We start from the raw sequence: 16,730 nt of genomic DNA on the forward strand, positions 1-16,730 counted from the left end.
TCAATCTGCCAGGTTCTGCCCCGTCGCAGCGATATCGGGCGCCGCGCCCATCGCCTGGCGCAGGGCAGCACGGATGGACCCCTCGCTGGGGAGATCCAGGCGGCACACCGCCGCCCCGTCGCCGCTGCCGCCCATCATGTCCACGCCGTTGACCAGCACCGACGGCGAGGGATAGTCCCCCACAACCTCGATGGCCACCGCCAGCGGCAACCCGAGGTCGGCCAGGGCGGCGTGCAGCGTCCGCTGTGTCGAGGCAAGATTCGGACAGTCTGGCACCGAACGAAGTTCAACCCTCACCCGACCGTCCAGCGTTTCCGCCTCGGCCCCTGCAGCATCTGCTGCTGAAGTCATCACAGCCTCCTCCCAGCAAGCGGCCCCGGTGGTAAACGCACACCGCGTGGCCGTCACGCCTCTACCGGGTACCAGACTGGAACTTTCCAGTACAGGGGAATGTCAAGGCGCTCGCCGCATCGGAATCTCCCTCACATCTACTCGCGGATCGCCGCGCGGCGACCACCATGCCGTACGCGTCGATCCGCACGCCAGGGCCGGCGACGTCGCCGCCCGCCGCGCGCACCGCCGCGATCCGCTCGAACACCTGCCTGCCGAAGCCCAGCCGCTCCACCGACGACACCACCACCACATCGGCGACGCCCTCGCCGACGGCGGCGACGGCCTCCCGCCAGCCGCAGCCCCGACGTGCTCCCCGACCACCTCGTAGCCCTGCTGGTCGCACCACCGCAGCGCCGCCTTCGTCAGCTCCTCCGGCGTGGCCTGGCCGCCGCGCACCGCCCGGGAGAACAGCACTGCGCGGCGCCGCACCCAGCGCCGCGCCGCCTGACCCCACCGCGCGTGCTCGCGAAGAAGCTGCGCAGCGCGGAAACCACTCCGGCGCTGGGTGTCTAGGGCCGCATCCCCTGCCACCGCCTCGTCCGCTTCACCGAGGAGGACCTGGCCTCGGCGTATCAGCGGGCCCCAGCACTGCCTGCCCGCGCCGGACGGCGAGACTGACCCAGAACACCGCCTCTAAACCGTCCTAGGACAACGGGCGGACTCCACCTCGGCTGAGGCCTGCAGCTCGCCCGCTCCGAAGCCTTGCCCTAAACGGGTTGGCCGACCTGCCTGCCGCCGGTGTGGGTTCCGCTCCCCCGCTTGATCATCATGCCGCCCGCTGCAAGGAAACACGCGCACGCGACGACTCCCAGCAGCACGTTGTAACCATCGTGGGCGAGGACCGTGGCGGCGACCAGCGGTGCGGCGGCTTTGGCGGTGGTGATGGGGGCGGTGAGTCGTCCGGCGATGGTGGCGTAGGCGGCGGTGCCGTAGCGGTCGGCGAGCAGTGCTGGGGTGGCGAGGCTGGCGATGCCGAACCCGAGTCCGAAGCCGGTGACCGTGATGATCGCGCCGATCGGGGTCCCGGCGAGCGCGGGCATGGCGAGGACCGCAACGGCCTGCGTAGCGAAGACAGCGGCGACGATGGTGGTCACGGCCAGCCGGCGGCGGGCGACGGTCAGCACAAGGCGTCCGGTGACGGACAGGACACCGAGCAGGCCGGCGATGGAGGCGGCGAAAGTGGCGGGGTGGCCGCGGCTGGCGAGGTAACCGAGGATGTGGACCGTCATCGTGCTGGTGGCCGCGCCGTGGGCCGTGAAGGTGCCCGCGAGGATCCAGAACCTGGTGTCGCGCATGGCGGCGCGCGCGACAGATGCCCGCTGCCGGTTGTTTAGCCGCCCAGGCGGGACCGGCAACGCACCCGGCCGTGCCGGAGGTTTGCGGATGGTGAGGGCGTGCAGGGGTACGGTCACCACGCCGTAGATGGCTGCCATGACGAGCAGGGTGCTGCGCCAGCCGAGGTGTGCGTCGAGGAAGCCGGTGAGCGGCATGAAGATGGTGCTGGCGAACCCGGCGACGATGGTGACGGCGAGCAGCGCGGGGGCGCGGCGTTCGGGGGTGAACCAGGTGACGATCACGGCGAAGGCAGGCTCGTAGAGGACCATCGCGCCGGTGACGCCGATGCCGATCATGACGGCGAAGAGCTGCCAGACGGTCTGGACTTGAGACCAGGCGATCAGCAGAACGGTGGCGGTGATGGAGCCGACGGTCATGAGGGCGCGTCCGCCGTGGTGGTCGAGCCACCGGCCGACGGGGATGGCCATGAGGGCGCCGGCAAGGACGGAGGCGGTGAGTGCGCCGGTGACAGCGGTGGCGGAAACGCCGAGGGTGGCCGCGATCGGGCGGAGCAGAACCGCGTAGGCGTAGTAGAGGCTGCCGTAGCCGATGGTGGTGGTGATGGCGAGGGCCGCGACGATGCGCCGGCCGTGGGTGTGGTGCCCGCCGGCCTGTCGGCCGGCGGGCACCGTGGTGAGGTTGGTGGTCATCAGCTGCCGCAGCAGCCGCCAGTCTGGCCGCCGGCGGGTGCGGCGTCGAGGCTGATCAGGTTGAGCGGCGCGGACAGCAGCCCGCCGGAGATGCCGGTGGCCAGGCCCTTGCCAGCCGTCTCCGCGGCCGGGGCCGGTCCGCAGCAGCTGTCGCTGCCGGTGGAGTCGGCGGGGTTGCTGTTGCAGACGCCGGTTTCGGGCAGGTCGAGCTGGACGTCGCGGGCGGCGTCCCAGTCGCCGGCGAGGGCGGCGACGACGGAGCGGACCTGCTCGTAGCCGGTGGCCATGAGGAAGGTGGGCGCGCGGCCGTAGCTCTTCATGCCGACGGCGTAGTAGCCGACCTCGGGGTGGGCGAGTTCGTCGGCGCCGTGCGGGGGGACGGTGCCGCAGGAGTGCTCGTTCGGGTCGATCAGCGGGGCGAGGGCGCGGGTGGCGCCCATGATCGGGTCGAGGTCCAGGCGCAGCTCGGCGGCGATGGAGTGGTCGGGGCGGAAGCCGGTGGCGGCGACGATGCGGTCCACAGTGATGGACTCGTCGGTGCCATCGGCGTGGCGGACGACCACGGCGACCCGGCCGTCGGTCGGGGTGAGCGCGTGCACGGAGAAGCCGGTGAGCAGCCGGATCCGGCCGGCGTCCACGTGCTCCCGCAGGCGGGAGCCGAGCGCGCCGCGAGCGGGCAGCGCGTCGGCGTCGCCGCCGCCGTAGGTGCGGGCCGGGCTGGCCGAGCGGATCGCCCAGGTCACCTCCGTGCCCGGCTCCGCGGCCGCCAGCTCGGCCAGCGAGAGCAGGGTGTTCGCAGCGGAGTGGCCGGCGCCGACGACGAGGGTGCGCCGGCCGGCGAAGCGGTCCCGGTCGGCGCCGAGCACGTCGGGCAGGGCGTGCTCGAGGAACGCTGCCGCGTCCGTCTCGCCTCGGGCGGGCAGGCCGGAGGCGCCGAGGACGTTGGGGGTGCCCCAGGTCCCGGAGGCGTCGATGACCGCGCGGGCCAGCAGCTCGTCACCGTCGGCGAGGCGGATCAGGAACGGAGTCTGCTCGCGGCCGGCGGTACGCAGCCGGTCCAGGCCGAGTCGGCTGATCGCCTCCACCCGCGCGCCGTAGCGCAGGTGCGGCTTGAGCTGCGGCAGCTCCGCGAGGGGCTGAAGGTAGTCGGCGACCAGCTCCGCGCCGGTGGGCAGGACGTCCTCGGCCGGGGCGACCCAGCCGGCGTCGTCGAGCAGCCGGCGGGCGGCCGGGTCGACGTTGTAGCGCCACGGGGAGAACACCCGCACGTGCCCCCACTGCCGCACGGCCGCGCCGGCGGTGTCGCCGGACTCCAGGACAAGGAAGGGCAGGCCACGCTCGCGCAGGTGGGCGGCGGCGGCCAGGCCCACCGGGCCCGCGCCGATCACCACGACGGGCAGCTCGTCCAGGACACTCATCGGAAACTCCTCTGTGTTGAAAATTGTCGAATCAAGAAGGCGCAGTGCTGCTGTGGCGGACGGAACTGAACGGGGTCAGGTGATGGCGGGGCTGCGTCGCTCGAGCAGAACGACATCGCGCCACCGGCCGTGGTGCCGGCCGACCCTTTCGCGGGTGCCGATGACGCGGAACCCGGCCCGCTGGTGCAGGGCGAGGCTGGCGACGTTCTCCGGGAAGACGCCGGACTGGATGGTCCAGATGCCGGCGGCCTCCGTGGAGGCGATCAGCGCGTCCAGCAGCAGCCGGGCCACGCCACGCCCTTGGGCCGCGGGGTCGACGTAGACGGAGTGCTCGACCACCCCGGCGTAGACCGCCCGGGTCGACGTCGGTGACACCGCCACCCACCCGAGGACGGTGTCGTCCGCGTCGACGGCCACGAGGCGGTGATCAGGCAGCTTGCCCGAGTCGAATGCGGTCCAGATCGGTGCGGTGGTTTCGAAGCTGGCGTCGCCGCCGTCGAGGCCGGCCTGGTAGATGGCGAGGACACGATCGGCGTCGTCCGGGGTCATCGGGCGGACGGTGGTGTCGGCCATCAGCAGGCTCCCTTCGGGGTGGGGGCCGGGCGGCCCATGACGACGTCAGCGGCGGAGGGGAAGCAGCCGACGCAGGCGTCGTTGATGCGGTAGTGACGGGCGGTGCCGACCGGCTCGACGAGCACGAACCGCACCTCGGTCAGGATCTTCAGGTGTTGGGAGACGGTGGACTGAGCCAAGCCGACGGCGGAGACGATCTCCCCCACGCTCATCGGCCGGGCGTGCCGGGCGAGGTACTCCACGATCTGCACCCGGGTCGGGTCCGCCAGGGCCCGGAACCACGAGGCGTAGGTCTGCGCGGTGTCCCGGTCGAGGAGATCGCCCACCATCACTCCCTCTATCGTTTATCGCCGATTGGCGATGAAAGTGTAGCGGGTGCCGCTGCCGCGAGGTGAGCGGTCGCGACAACGAGACGGGCGATGGCGCCAAGGGTGTCGGGGGCGACCTTGTCGGGGGTATCAGCGGGGCTGTGGTAGCCGCCCATGCCGGCACCGATCCCTACTGCGGCGAACCCGGCGCCGCCGTAGCGACGGTTGTCTGATGCCACCGGACCCGCGGTCAGGGGGATACCGGTGTGGCGCCCGGCCTGGTCGAGCAGGGCGAGGAGGCGGTGGGCAGGCCCACCGGCCTCCACCGCGGCCGCCCCCTCCAGGCGGCCGGCGCCGTCGACGTTGATGACCAACGGCGCGGCACCCGCGGCGCGGAGTTGACTGGCGTGGTGGGCGGAGCCGAGAGCGCCGACCTCCTCCCCGTCGAGCAGTGCCACGGACAGTCCCGCACCAGCCGGCAGCGCGGCGGCGAGAACGCGGACGGCTTCGAGGACCACGGCGACGCCGGTGCCGTTGTCCGAGGCGCCGGGCAGGCGGAGCCCGGGGTGATCGCCAACGCCGTCGTAGTGCGCGGTCAGCAGCAGGTCCGCGCTGTCGGGGACAGACTGCTGGAGGCAGGCGTGGATGTTGGCGCCGGTGACGTCGTCGCGGCGCAGCGGCGTGGCGCCAGCCAGCCAACTGTCCCTCGCGGTCGCGGCGGCGAGCACGCCGTGGTGGGTGTCCGGGTCGAGAGTCAGCACCGGCAACGGCCCCGGGTCCGGGCCGGCGAGCATGGTGAACTGCCAACCCTCGGCGTCAACCGGGCGGCGGACCAGCAACCCGGCCGCGCCGCAGGTGTCGCGGTAGGCGTCGAACAGGCTCACGTCGGCCGGCACGACCAACCACCGCCCCGCCGGGTCGTCCTTGCCGGCGACGCCGAGGGCGCCGCGACGGATGTCCGGCCTGTCGGCGGAGGCCGGGTGGATGGCGACCTGTCGCCCGAACACCAGCTCCTCGGTGCCGCTCCGATCGCCCCAGGTGACCGTCGGCGCTTCATACACCTGAGGCACGGCGCGGACCGGGAACTCCTCGGTGCAGACGTCAGCGCCGAGGGCGGTGAGCTGGTCGACGAGCCAGGCGCGGGCCACCGCCCCGCCCGTCGAGCCGACCCGCCGTCCGGCTAGCGGGTCGGAGGCGAGGGTGGCGATGGTGGCGACCATCCGGTCGGCGCTGACCTGCTCGAGCAGCTCTGCGAGGTTGCTTGAGCCGGTCATGAGCAGCAGCCCTGTCCGGTGGCGATGGCGTCGGCCTTCGCCTCGGTGCCACAGCAGGAGCCAGCTGCCCGGGCGGCCTGGCGGGTCCCGCAGCACGGGTCACCGCTGGCGGTTTCGCCGGCCGGCGGGAGAATGCCGCCGACGGCCTGGGCCGGGCTGCCGCAGCAGGCGCCGGAGCCGGTGATCTGCAGGGCCGCGGCGGGGTCGCCGGTGAAACCGCCGGCGGTGGAGGTGTTCTCGCTCATGTCGGTCATCTCCTCAGCGGGGGCTGATCAGCGTGTAGGCACTGGTGCGGGCACGGTCGAGACGGCGCTCGGCGCGCTGGGCCGCGGTCGACACCTGGGCACAGGAGTCGCAGAACAGGACACCAGGCAGCGGGGTGCGCGAGCGGCGGGTGAAGCCGAACATGACGGAGCCTCTTTCCCTCAAGGACGCCTGTCTCGACGTCCGTCGAATCAGAGAGTTGCACGTTGATTAGAGAGATGTCAACCTAGAGGCATGTCGAAGCAACAGGCGCCGCTCGCCCTCATCGACCTCAACGCCGATGCGCCGTGCTGCCCCCCGCTGGCGCAGAGCCAGGTTCCCGCCGAGACGGCCGCGGTGCTCGCGCCCGCGTTCAAGGCCCTCGGCGACCCGGTGCGGCTGCGGCTGATGTCGATGATCGCCTCCGCCGAGGACGGGGAGGCGTGCGTGTGCGACTTGACGCCGGCGTTCAACTTGAGCGGGCCGACTATCTCCCACCACCTCAAGACGCTGCGCGAGGCAGGCCTGGTGGACGCCGAACGGCGCGGCACCTGGGTGTACTACCGGGCCCGACCGCAGATCCTGCGCCAGCTCGCCGCGCTGCTGTCGGTCGAGCCGGCGGCCACGGCGAAGATCTGACCTCGCCCCCCATCGCCGTCATTCGCCGGCTCCATCGCTGTGCAGGGGCGACGGCGACCGCTGGGCACCGGATGCCGCGGGACGCACCTGCCGGAAGAGTCGTGAGCGCCGGTCCACGCGTGCGGCGAGGGCTGCCATGACGTGCGCGGCGTCGCGGCCGACACCGCGCAGGGTGTTCGAGGCGAAGGATCGCTGGAATTCCAGCCCCAGGTAGAGCAGGCCGGGATGGGTGGTGGACATGCCGCCCACCTGCCGGGGTACGCCCTGGTTCAGCGCGCCGAGTGGGGCGAGGTAGTCCAGGTTCGGGCGGTAGCCGGTGGCGAAGATGACGGCGTCGACGGCTTCTGTGGTGCCGTCGCTCCAGACGACGCCGTCGGCGGTGAAGCGGGTGAACATCTCGCGCCGGAGAAGCTCCCCTGAGGTGATGGCGTCGTGGTAACGGCCGGTGTCCAGCACGGCGGCGTGCCGGATGAGCCGGGTGATGACCGGGCGTGGAAGGCGGTCGGCGCCGGTGACGCGCAGCCAGTGGTGCAGGTCCCGGCCGCGGATGCGCTGCGGCAGGAACCGGACCGGTTCCCGGGTCGCCAGCGTCACCCAGGTGCGCCGGCTGAGTTCGTAGGCGACCTGGACAGCGGAGTTTCCGGCCCCCACGACCACGACCCGCTTGCCGTCGTATGCCTCGGGTCGGCGGTATTGGGCGACGTGGCACAGATCCCCGGTGTACTCGCTCTGCCCTGGAAGGGTGGGCAGGTACGGGTTGCCGAAGGAGCCGGTAGCGGCGACGACCCCGACGGCGGGCAGTTCGTCTCCGGTGTCGGTGCGGACGAGGTATCCACCGCTGTCGCCGGGGTGCACAGCGACGACTCCGGTGCGGGTGCGGATCTCGACGTCCAGGGCGTCGGCGTAGCGGCGGAGGTAGTCGACCACCTCGTCGCGGTGCGGGTAACGGTCCGGGTCGCCGTCGAAGGGCATGCCGGGCAGGGTGCTGTAGCGGGCAGGCGAGAACAGCGTGAGGCTGTCGTAGTAGTCAGGCCAGGAGCCCACCGGTTCGGCGCCGCGGTGCAGGACCACGGGTCGCAGGCCAGCGTCCAGGGCGGCGCGGGCTGCGGCGAGGCCGGACTGCCCGCCGCCGACGATGATCACGGGATTGACTTGATCGTTCACACCACGATCATATCGTCATTTCGTTGAATGACAATATGATGATGGCGAGGGAAGGTGTGACCATGAGCCAGACCGCCGCCGACCAGCCGGCCGGGCCGCAGAGCGCCGCTTCGGGCCTCGCGCCGCAGACGCAGGAGTTCCTCAAGGCCCTCGGCAGCCCGACCCGGCAGCGGATCATGATGCTGTTCGCCCGCGGCGCCGAGATGTCCGTGGGCGAGGTGGCCGAGCGGGCCGGCATCAGCCAGGCCACGGCGTCGCAGCAGCTGACGCTGCTGCGACGCGGCGGCGTGGTCACCTCGCGGCGAGACGGCAAGACGGTGTTCTACCGGGCTGACCGCGACGGCACCATCGCTGCCCTGACGGATCTGCAGTCCTATCTGGCGACCTGCTGCTAAGCAGCCGACACCGACCCGGTGAGATCCGGGCCTCCACGAGACCGGCTTGACTCGGTAAACTTCCTCAGCGATGGTTGACTCAATGAATGCTGAGCTTTCTTCCCTCGACGGGCGAGCCCGCATCCACGCCGCTCTGGGTGACCCGGCGCGCCTGGCGATCGTGGACGCGCTCACCCTGGGCGACGCCTCGCCTGGGGAGATCGCACACACGCTCGGCATGCCGACGAACCTGGTCGCCCACCACGTCAAGGTCCTCACCGACGCCGGCCTGGTCGTCAAGGGCCGCTCCGAGGGCGACCGGCGCCGCACCTACCTTCGCCTGCGCCCTGAGACGCTGGCTGCTCTCGCCACCCCGCGGCTGGCCGGCGTGGGCCGGGTGGTGTTCGTGTGTACCCACAACTCGGCCCGCTCGCAGCTGGCCGCCGCGCTGTGGAAGCAGCGCGCCCACGGCGATGTCGCCTCCGCCGGCACGAAGCCCGCCACCCGGGTGCACCCGCGAGCGGTGGCCGTGGCCCACCGCCACGATCTCGACCTCGACCCGACCGGCACCGCCCACGTCGCCGATGTCGTCCGTCGCGACGACCTGGTGATCGCCGTCTGCGACAACGCCCATGAGGAACTGACCGGCCCGCTGCGCCCCCGCCTGCACTGGTCGGTCCCGGACCCGGTGCGCGTGGACACCGACGAGGCGTTCGAGGCCGCCTACGCCGACCTGGCCGACCGCGTCGACCGGCTCGCGCCCGCCATCCTGCCCGGAGGCCCCCGATGACCGACATCACCGCCCACCCCCTCCAAGAGATCACCCTCGACCAGCAGGTCGCGCTGCACACCGCCGCGACGCGACTTGCTGAGGAGTTCGACGGCATCTACGGCACCGAAACCATCGAGCGGTTCCTGCAGACCAGCCACGACCAGTTCGCCACCGCCGCCAGCATCGCCAACTTCCTGCCGCTGCTCGCCGAGCGCTTCGCCCGCCAGCGGCTACGGGCCCTCGCCCGGGTCGAGGGACACCACCGCGACGGGCGCCCCGTCGTGCTGTTCCTGTGCACCCACAACGCCGGCCGCTCGCAGATGGCCTTGGGTTTCTTCACCCACCTGGCCGGCGACCAGGCGATCGCCTGGTCCGGTGGCAGCGAACCCGGCATCGAGGTCAGCCCCTCCGCGACCGCGGCGATGACCGAGCGGGGCATCGACATCTCGGAGGAGTTCCCCAAGCCGTGGACCGACGAGGTGGTCCGGGCCGCCGACGTCGTGGTCACGATGGGCTGCGGCGACTTGTGCCTCATCTTCCCCGGCACCCGCTACGAGAACTGGACCGTCGACGACCCCGCCGGGCTCGACCTGGCCGACGTGCGGCCGATCCGCGACGAGATCGAGCGCCGCGTCCGTCGCCTGCTCGACGAGCTGAACGTCCCCGCCACCCGATAACCATTCCGCCCGACGATCCGGGACAGCACCATCATGGGAGATAAAGACTGATGACCATCGCACTTCGGCGGCGCCTGCTGGCCGAGTTCGTCGGCACCGCCCTGCTGGTCACCGCCGTGGTCGGCTCCGGCATCATGGCTGCCACCCTCTCCCCCGGCGATGTGGGCCTGCAGTTACTGGAGAACTCCACCGCCACGGCGTTTGCTCTCGGCGCGCTGATCCTGATCTTCGGCCCGGTCTCCGGCGCGCACCTCAACCCCGTCGTCTCCGCCGCTGACTGGTTCCTCGGCCGCCGCGCCGGCACCGGCCTCACCGCCCGAGACCTGGGCGGCTACGTCGTGGCGCAGGTGCTGGGGGCGATCGCCGGGTCCGTGCTGGCCAACCTGATGTTCGACCTCGCCGCCGTCGACTTCTCCGGCAAGGACCGCGCCGCCGGCCACCTGTGGCTCGGTGAAGTCGTCGCCACCACCGGCCTGATCCTGCTGATCTTCGCCCTCGCCCGCTCTGGCCGCGCCGCGGTCGCACCCGCCGCCGTCGGCGCCTACATCGGCGCCGCCTACTGGTTCACCTCGTCGACCTCGTTCGCCAACCCGGCCGTCACCATCGGCCGCGCGTTCACCGACACCTTCGCCGGCATCGCCCCCACCTCCGTGCCCGGCTTCGTCCTCGCGCAGCTTGTGGGCCTTGCCCTCGGTGTCGGCCTGCTCGCCGCCCTCTACCCGGACGCGGGCGCCGCCGCCGACCAGGTCGTCGTCCCCACCGACGAGGACGCCGCCATCGGTCGCCGCTCATGACAACCCCGCACCCACATTGCACCAGCGGCACTCGGCCTGACGCGGGATTGGTCAACCGCCGCCGTGACCCCGGCCGCTACCGGACGCTCGACCGCAACAGCGACCCAGCCAACCTGTTCCCCGACCCCGACGACAAGCCGGTCAACCGGCCCTCGCACCGCATGGAAGGCACCCGATGAGCGACAAGCCCAGCGTCCTGTTCGTCTGCGTCCACAACGCAGGCCGCTCCCAGATGGCCGCCGGCTGGCTGCGCCACCTCGCCGGCGACACCGTCGAAGTCCGCTCCGCCGGCAGCGCCCCCGCCGACCAGGTCAACCCCGCCGCCGTCGAGGCCATGCGCGAGGTCGGCATCGACATCACCGACCAGACTCCCAAGCTCCTGGAGTACGAGACCGCGGAGTCCTCCGACGTCATCGTCACCATGGGCTGCGGCGACGCCTGCCCCGTCTTCCCCGGCAAGCGCTACGAGGACTGGAAGCTCGAAGACCCCGCCGGCAAGGGCGTCGACGCCGTCCGCCCGATCCGCGACGAGATCCGTTCCCGCGTGGAGCAGCTGCTCACCGAACTGCGCCCCACCGCCTGACAACGCCCTCGTTGCCGCCCACCGGGTCCCACCCCGGTGGGCGCACCCCTGAGCAGGAGCCCCTCGTGTCCGATCCGCACCGCCTGATCCGCCAGGCGATCACCGCCGCCGGCACCGGCTGCGCCGCCGCCCTCGACACCGAGCGCTACCGCGCCGCCGTGGCCTGACCGGCGCCGCCCGAGGCGCGGCCAACTCGGCCGGGCATCCGGCCGACGATCATCCGCGCAGGCGGGAGGTGATGTCGGCGACCGTCGCTTTCGCTGTCCGGCCGGCACCCACCAGCGTGGCTGACGCCGGTCCGGTCCAATCGCCGTAACCCAGCAGGTACAGGCGAGAGTCGTCCACCGACCGGGTGCCCTCGGTGGCGACCTCCCCTTGCCGCCATCCGGGCAGCAGCGACGCGAGGTGGGTGAGGTTGGGCTGGAAACCCGTACACCAGATGATGGCGTCGCAGGGCTGCTCTGCGCCATCGGCCCACCGCACACCACGATCGGTCAGCCGGGCGAACATCGGACGGGCGTGCAGAACTGCGCGGTCGCGCGCCTCGCGGACGCTGGGCACCATCACGATGTCGCCGAGGTCGCTGACACCGCCACCGGCACCACCGGCGGCCTTGCGGGTGGCCACACCGAACAGCACCCGACCGTCGACGTCGTCCGGCATGAACCGCGCCGGGCGCAGGGTGACCCAGGTGGCCTCGGCGATCCGGGACACCTCCGCCAAGATCTGCGCCGCGGAGTTGCCTCCCCCGACGATCACGACCCGCTGCCCCCGGAACTGCTCCGGCGAGGTGTAGTTCACCGTGTGCAGCTGCCGGCCGGCGAACTCGTCACGGCCTGGGATGTCGGGCACGTACGGGCACTCCCACGTACCGGTGGCGGAGATGACGTACCGGGCCAGCCAGCTCCCGTCGTCGGTCTGCACCGCCAGGCGCTCCCCGGCGCGCCGCACCTCATGGACCCGGACCGGCCGGCGCACCCGCAGGTCGTACCGCTGCTCGTAGGCCCGTAGGTAGTCCACGACATGCCCGGCGGTCGGGAACTCCTCGCCCTCCTGCCGAGGCATCCCCCACCCCAGCAGCGGGCTGTACTCCGCCGGAGAGAACAACCGCAACGAGTTCCAGCCATGCCGCCACGCGCCACCCGGCTGCGACTGGCCGTCGAGGATGACGTAATCCAGACCGGCTCGGCGCAGGTAGTAGCCCACCGCCAAACCCGCCTGCCCACCTCCTACGACCGCCACATCACACGATCCGGCCACGCTCCGGCACCTCCTCCGCCCGCAGATCATCATGCCGAGCGGCTGAAGATGCCGACACGCGGGCCGACGCCCACACCCCCGTCCGGGCACGGACGCGGCCGGTAGCAGGAGATCCCTACCCCCCGACCGCCGGTGGGCCTCGTACCGGGTTCCGCCAGCGCATTGATGGTGTTGGTGCAACGATGCATGACGTGGGAACCCCGAAAACCGCCGCACCCGCTGTTGTCTCGCCGCTCGCCGGCGAGCCGATCAAGCGCGCCGACGCCGAACGGCTCGCGGGAGTGCTGAAGGCCGTCGCCGACCCGGCCCGCCTGCGACTGCTCAGTCTGATCCAGTCCGCTCCCGAGGGTGAGGCGTCCGTCAGTGACCTCACCGCGCCGCTCGGCCTCTCCCAGCCGACCGTGAGTCATCACCTGCGGATCCTCACCGAGGCCGGCCTGCTCGAGCGCGAGAAGCGGGGCGTCTGGGCGTACTACCGCCTGGTGCCGTCCGCGATCGCGGCAATCGCCGAACTGCTGACGCCGCCCCGCAAGCGGGCGACCAGGAAAACCCGCTAAGCGCCACTGTCAAAGACCGCCGGCGCCGGCCCTGCCGACAATTGGATCCGCTCTGGTCGCGGCCGGTTTCATCCCGCCGAGAAGGTCCCGGCAGCGCTCTCGATTCCACAACCCACCGCTGGGCAAGCCCGCGGCCGGGTCGCTGACCACTTGGACTCGGTCACGCTGAAGGTATGGCTGTCACGGCCACGCAACTGCGGCGACGGGCCAACCGCCTGCCCTCGCTGGTGCGGGCGCCGGTGCCGGGGAGTGCGGATTATCATCCGAACCGCCACTGGGCTTCTTCGAGGAAGTCCGCGTGCTGGGCTTCCTCCCACTCCCGCATGCTCCGGTACCGGTCTCTGCAGTACCGCCGCTGCAGGTGATCGACGAACTGGGTCCGCTCGGCGTCGTTCGCCAGCCGCAGCCCTCGGTCGTCGTTGCCCGCTTGCAATACGACACCACCGTCGGGCTCAACGGTCAGGGTGATCTCGTCGTCACGCGGATCAGGAGCACGAGCGGCCAAGTACGCCAAGTAGATGTAGCGGTAGTCGAACTCGTCGTGTCGGTCGTGCACCCAGTCAAGCCATTGATCGGCCTGCGCCAAGGTCCACGGTTCCATACGCCCCTCCCCTAGATCCCCGCCGGGGCCACGCCACCCTTCTGTCATAGATCCAAGGCTATTGAATGGCCGCCACCCACCCGTGCGGACAGCGCGGCCACGTGGCACGCCCACCGCAACTGTTGTCACAGTCGGCAGCGGGTGGCGGATGAGGCGGCAAGCCTGGGCTTGAGCTCGCCGCCCGCTGACCACGTCACTGGCATCCGGCCATACGCCTCCTCGCCTCGGAAGCCCGCACCTGCTCTCAATTCGCAACCCGCCCGGTGGGAACCTGAGGGCTAGGAGCGCGCGGCCGCCATGGGGCGTCAGGAGCTGCAAGTGTTCAGCATGCTCTGCAGGGCGGACTTCTCCGACGACCGCAGGGTCAGCCCCCAGGTGTACTTCACGGTGATCCACATCTTGTGCGGCTGCCAGGTGGACGGGCCTGAACCTGACCGACGACCCGGAAACACAAACGGTGCGGGCAAGTGTAGATCTTGCCACGCACCGTTGGGAATCTGTTGGTGTCCGAGGGGGGACTTGAACCCCCACGCCCTATACGGGCACTAGCACCTCAAGCTAGCGCGTCTGCCATTCCGCCACCCGGACCTGCTCGTCCAGCCTACCCTGTCGGCCGAGGTGATCTTCTCACCGGTTCGGCCGCCCCGGTGGGCCGCACGGGGCATTACTGTACACGGCCCAGGTGGATCATGCACATCGCCGCCACCCCGCCACTTTTCCGCAGCTCAGCGCACCGCCGCGGCCGCCCGCGCCGGCACTCCGTACCGGATCCCGGGGGGTGGGTAGCGAGGAACCGGCGATTCCGGGCAGCATTGCTCACGTGTCCCACCCCTCCCCCCTGACCGCCGCTCAACACCAGGCCCTCGCGCTGCGCTCCGCGGGTGACCTGACGACCGCCCGCCGCCTGCTCGCCGACACCATCGCGGCGGCCCGACCGGCGTTCGGGGAGGACCACCCCGACGTACTGGCCACCGGCCACCTGCTCGCCCGCCTGCACCGCGAGGCCGACGACCCGGCCGCCGCCCGCCGGGTGCTCGAAGAGGCCTACGCGGCCGGCGAGCGTCGCCGCGGCGACGCCGACCCGTTGATGCTCGCGCTCAGTTTCGACCTCGCCGGGGTCGCCGAGGAACTCGGCAACCGGCACGAGGCCCGCCGCAACTACACCCGCGTGGCCACCGCCGGGCCCGCCGTGCTCGGTCCGGACCACCCCGCGGTACGCGCAGCCCGCCAGTACCTCGGCGGCTCCGCCGCCGCTCCCGTCCCGCCCGGCCCGCCCCCCGGCGGCTCCGCCGCCGCCGCCGGTCACCAACCGGATCCCGGGGCGCTGTCCGGGCCGACCATGTCGCTGCCGGCAGTGCAGCAGCCGTACCCACCGCAGCCCGCTCCGCCGCACCCCGGCGCGCCCGCGACGCCCGTTCCCGCGCCACCGGTGCCCGGCGCCGAGTGGGCACCGGCATCCGGGCCGGCCCGACCGGCCCCCTGGGCACCGCCCGCCTCCGGTCCGCCGGCGCACCTGCCGCCACCGCCACCGGTCCCTCCCCTGCCGACCGGCGCCTCGGCCGCCCCGCTGCCCCCGCCCCCGGTCGTCCCCCCGCCGACGTCCGCGCCGCCGACCTCGGCTTTCGGCCCGGGTGCCGCTCCGGGCAGCGGGTCGAGCGACTGGGGGGCCACCACGGAGGCGACGACGCGGTTCCCCGCGCCGCCCGTCACCGGCCCGGCCGTCCCGGCACCACCGCCGGTCGCCGCCGTCCCGCCGGCACCCGGGGTCACGCCGGTCGCGCCCCCGCCCGTTCCGGCACCACCGAGCGTGCCCGGCCCGGTTCCCCCTGCGCCGCACCCGGCGTCGTACACAGCCGGCTCGGCGCATCCCGCCCCGTCGGCGCCGGTACCGCTCACGCACGCGCCCGTCGTGCCGCCCGGGCCGCGCCCCACGCCGCCGGTCGGGTCGATGCCCCCCGCGTCCCACGTGGCGCCGCCGGTCGTACCGATGCCGGCACCGCCGAGCCCGCCGCCGTCCGGCGTGCCGACCAGGCCCACGTCCAGCCCGGTGCCTCCGGTCGCACCGGCGCCGGTACCGCCCGCGCCGACGCCGCCGGTCACTGCCGCACCGCAGGCAGGCGGGGCGTCGGTCCCCTTGCCGCCGGCGCCGGTCATCCCGCTTCCGGCCCAGCCGGTGTCGACGCCGCCGGTGCCCGGCACGGCGCCTGGCGCGCCGACCTCCGGCGTGCCCGGACCGCCGGCTCCGCCCACCGCTGCCGTGCCACCGGCTCCGCGGCTCCCGGCCCCGACCTCTGCCCCACCCGCCGCCGGCGTGCTTCCGCCGCCGCCGGCCATCCCGGTCTCCGCCCCGCCGACATCCGGTCCGCCGATCCCGGCGCCCACGTCGGCCGTGCCGGCGACGGGTGTCCCGTCACCTGAACCGCCGGTCCGGCCGGCCGCCGCAGCGGGTGAGCGGACCGACGCCCCCGCGTCGGCGCCGGGGTGGGACAAGCCGACCATCCAGGTGCGGCAGATCGGTCCGCTGCTCCGGGAGGAGGCCGAGCGGCTCGCCGCCTCGCGGCCCCCGGATGCGACCGCTCCGATGAGCATCCCGCCCGTCAGCGCGCCACCGGCGAGCAGCCCGCCCGTCAGCGCACCACCGGTGAGCGCGCCGCCCGTCAGCGCACCACCGGTGAGCAGCCCACCCGTCAACACGCCACCAATGAGCGCGCCGCCCGTCAACGCGCCACCAATGAGCGCGCCGCCGATGAGCGGGCCGCCAGTGAGCGGGCCGCCAGTGGGCCGGCCGCCCGCCGGGACCTCCGTCGCGGAAGCCGCGTCCGCCGGGCCATCCACGGGCGAGCGGGCGCCGGGCTCGCCGGTGAGCGGGCGGCCGTCGCCGGGCACCGCGCGGGACGGCCAGTCCTCGGTGGAGTCAGCCGGCCCCGACGCGCGGCCGGTGCAGGGCCCGTCGGCCGGGGTCGTGCCGGTCAGCGGCGGCCCCCTGCCGCCCGCGCCGGCCAACACGCCTACCCCGCGGATTCCGGACAGCGACGCGTCCGCTGACGGCGGGCACCTGGCCGCGCCACCCGTGAGCGGGCCGCCGGCAAGTGCTACCCCACCGCCCGGCCATCCG

General features: G+C 72.8%; 18 protein-coding genes, 1 tRNA gene and 2 pseudogenes. 8 read left to right on the forward strand and 13 right to left on the reverse strand.

Going from position 1 to position 16,730, the window contains the following annotated elements; translation table 11 throughout:
- The 9 genes from GCE86_RS14995 to GCE86_RS15035 all read right to left on the reverse strand — a co-directional run bounded on the left by GCE86_RS14995 (window position 1) and on the right by GCE86_RS15035 (window position 6,359).
- On the reverse strand, window positions 1–351 hold the full coding sequence (locus GCE86_RS14995; RefSeq protein ID WP_204341962.1) for a hypothetical protein: 351 nt from the start codon (window positions 349–351) through the stop codon (window positions 1–3).
- 61 nt (window positions 352–412) lie between these two features.
- A complete protein-coding gene (locus tag GCE86_RS15000; RefSeq protein ID WP_163636721.1) occupies window positions 413–634 on the reverse strand; it encodes a hypothetical protein in 222 nt (73 codons plus the stop codon).
- A gap of 466 nt (window positions 635–1,100) precedes the next feature.
- Entirely contained in the window at window positions 1,101–2,378 is a 1,278-nt protein-coding gene (locus GCE86_RS15005; protein WP_154227548.1) for an MFS transporter, read from the reverse strand.
- Entirely contained in the window at window positions 2,378–3,796 is a 1,419-nt protein-coding gene (locus tag GCE86_RS15010) for an FAD-dependent oxidoreductase (RefSeq protein WP_154227549.1), read from the reverse strand. Before GCE86_RS15010 ends, GCE86_RS15005 begins: the two co-directional genes overlap by 1 nt.
- A 75-nt stretch (window positions 3,797–3,871) precedes the next feature.
- Window positions 3,872–4,369 carry a GNAT family N-acetyltransferase gene (locus GCE86_RS15015; protein WP_154227550.1) on the reverse strand — a complete coding sequence of 166 codons (498 nt, stop codon included), beginning with the start codon at window positions 4,367–4,369 and terminating at the stop codon, window positions 3,872–3,874.
- Window positions 4,369–4,698: an ArsR/SmtB family transcription factor gene (locus GCE86_RS15020; protein WP_154227551.1), complete on the reverse strand. Its 330-nt coding sequence runs from the start codon at window positions 4,696–4,698 to the stop codon at window positions 4,369–4,371. Before GCE86_RS15020 ends, GCE86_RS15015 begins: the two co-directional genes overlap by 1 nt.
- Window positions 4,699–4,706: 8 nt before the next feature.
- Window positions 4,707–5,951, reverse strand: a complete 1,245-nt coding sequence (locus tag GCE86_RS15025) for a M28 family peptidase (RefSeq protein ID WP_204341961.1) — start codon at window positions 5,949–5,951, stop codon at window positions 4,707–4,709.
- Window positions 5,948–6,196, reverse strand: a complete 249-nt coding sequence (locus GCE86_RS15030) for a hypothetical protein (protein ID WP_154227552.1) — start codon at window positions 6,194–6,196, stop codon at window positions 5,948–5,950. The genes GCE86_RS15025 and GCE86_RS15030 overlap by 4 nt, the downstream gene beginning before the upstream one ends.
- Before the next feature lie 13 nt (window positions 6,197–6,209).
- A complete protein-coding gene (locus tag GCE86_RS15035; RefSeq protein WP_154227553.1) occupies window positions 6,210–6,359 on the reverse strand; it encodes a hypothetical protein in 150 nt (49 codons plus the stop codon).
- Window positions 6,360–6,449: 90 nt separating this feature from the next.
- Here GCE86_RS15035 and GCE86_RS15040 point away from each other — a divergent pair, with 90 nt between their 5' ends.
- Complete coding sequence (locus tag GCE86_RS15040) at window positions 6,450–6,833, forward strand: ArsR/SmtB family transcription factor (protein ID WP_154227554.1); 384 nt, start codon at window positions 6,450–6,452, stop codon at window positions 6,831–6,833.
- 18 nt (window positions 6,834–6,851) lie between these two features.
- Here the strand turns inward: GCE86_RS15040 and GCE86_RS15045 are convergent, their stop codons facing one another.
- The gene (locus GCE86_RS15045; protein ID WP_154227555.1) at window positions 6,852–7,997 is read right to left on the reverse strand and encodes a flavin-containing monooxygenase; all 1,146 of its coding nucleotides are present in this window, start codon (window positions 7,995–7,997) and stop codon (window positions 6,852–6,854) included.
- A 62-nt stretch (window positions 7,998–8,059) separates the two neighbouring features.
- On the opposite strand from GCE86_RS15045, the gene GCE86_RS15050 reads away from it, so the two are divergent.
- From GCE86_RS15050 to GCE86_RS15070, 5 genes and pseudogenes are all read left to right on the forward strand, one after another.
- Window positions 8,060–8,392 carry an ArsR/SmtB family transcription factor gene (locus tag GCE86_RS15050; RefSeq protein ID WP_154227556.1) on the forward strand — a complete coding sequence of 111 codons (333 nt, stop codon included), beginning with the start codon at window positions 8,060–8,062 and terminating at the stop codon, window positions 8,390–8,392.
- Between the two features lie 82 nt (window positions 8,393–8,474).
- Window positions 8,475–9,161: an arsenate reductase/protein-tyrosine-phosphatase family protein gene (locus GCE86_RS15055; RefSeq protein WP_154227557.1), complete on the forward strand. Its 687-nt coding sequence runs from the start codon at window positions 8,475–8,477 to the stop codon at window positions 9,159–9,161.
- Window positions 9,158–9,820 carry an arsenate reductase ArsC gene (locus GCE86_RS32500; protein ID WP_154227558.1) on the forward strand — a complete coding sequence of 221 codons (663 nt, stop codon included), beginning with the start codon at window positions 9,158–9,160 and terminating at the stop codon, window positions 9,818–9,820. Before GCE86_RS15055 ends, GCE86_RS32500 begins: the two co-directional genes overlap by 4 nt.
- 50 nt (window positions 9,821–9,870) lie before the next feature.
- Window positions 9,871–10,582 (forward strand): annotated as a pseudogene (locus tag GCE86_RS15065) (aquaporin); the annotation flags it as partial.
- 207 nt (window positions 10,583–10,789) lie between these two features.
- Window positions 10,790–11,197 carry an arsenate reductase ArsC gene (locus GCE86_RS15070; RefSeq protein ID WP_154227560.1) on the forward strand — a complete coding sequence of 136 codons (408 nt, stop codon included), beginning with the start codon at window positions 10,790–10,792 and terminating at the stop codon, window positions 11,195–11,197.
- Window positions 11,198–11,413: 216 nt separating this feature from the next.
- Here GCE86_RS15070 and GCE86_RS15075 read toward each other — a convergent pair whose 3' ends face one another.
- Complete coding sequence (locus tag GCE86_RS15075; protein WP_244317299.1) at window positions 11,414–12,403, reverse strand: ArsO family NAD(P)H-dependent flavin-containing monooxygenase; 990 nt, start codon at window positions 12,401–12,403, stop codon at window positions 11,414–11,416.
- 236 nt (window positions 12,404–12,639) lie between these two features.
- On the opposite strand from GCE86_RS15075, the gene GCE86_RS15080 reads away from it, so the two are divergent.
- Window positions 12,640–13,014 (forward strand): ArsR/SmtB family transcription factor, encoded by a 375-nt coding sequence (locus GCE86_RS15080; protein ID WP_154226606.1) that lies wholly within the window; start codon window positions 12,640–12,642, stop codon window positions 13,012–13,014.
- Window positions 13,015–13,273: 259 nt separating this feature from the next.
- On the opposite strand, the gene GCE86_RS15085 is transcribed toward GCE86_RS15080, so the two are convergent.
- Window positions 13,274–13,615: a hypothetical protein gene (locus tag GCE86_RS15085; protein WP_154227562.1), complete on the reverse strand. Its 342-nt coding sequence runs from the start codon at window positions 13,613–13,615 to the stop codon at window positions 13,274–13,276.
- A gap of 501 nt (window positions 13,616–14,116) precedes the next feature.
- Window positions 14,117–14,203: transfer RNA gene (locus GCE86_RS15095), tRNA-Leu, on the reverse strand.
- A gap of 232 nt (window positions 14,204–14,435) precedes the next feature.
- Here GCE86_RS15095 and GCE86_RS32580 point away from each other — a divergent pair.
- Window positions 14,436–14,609, forward strand: a pseudogene (locus GCE86_RS32580) (hypothetical protein); the annotation flags it as partial.
- Window positions 14,610–16,730: the final 2,121 nt, after the last annotated feature.

The sequence above is a fragment of the Micromonospora terminaliae genome (assembly GCF_009671205.1).
GTDB lineage: Bacteria > Actinomycetota > Actinomycetes > Mycobacteriales > Micromonosporaceae > Micromonospora > Micromonospora terminaliae.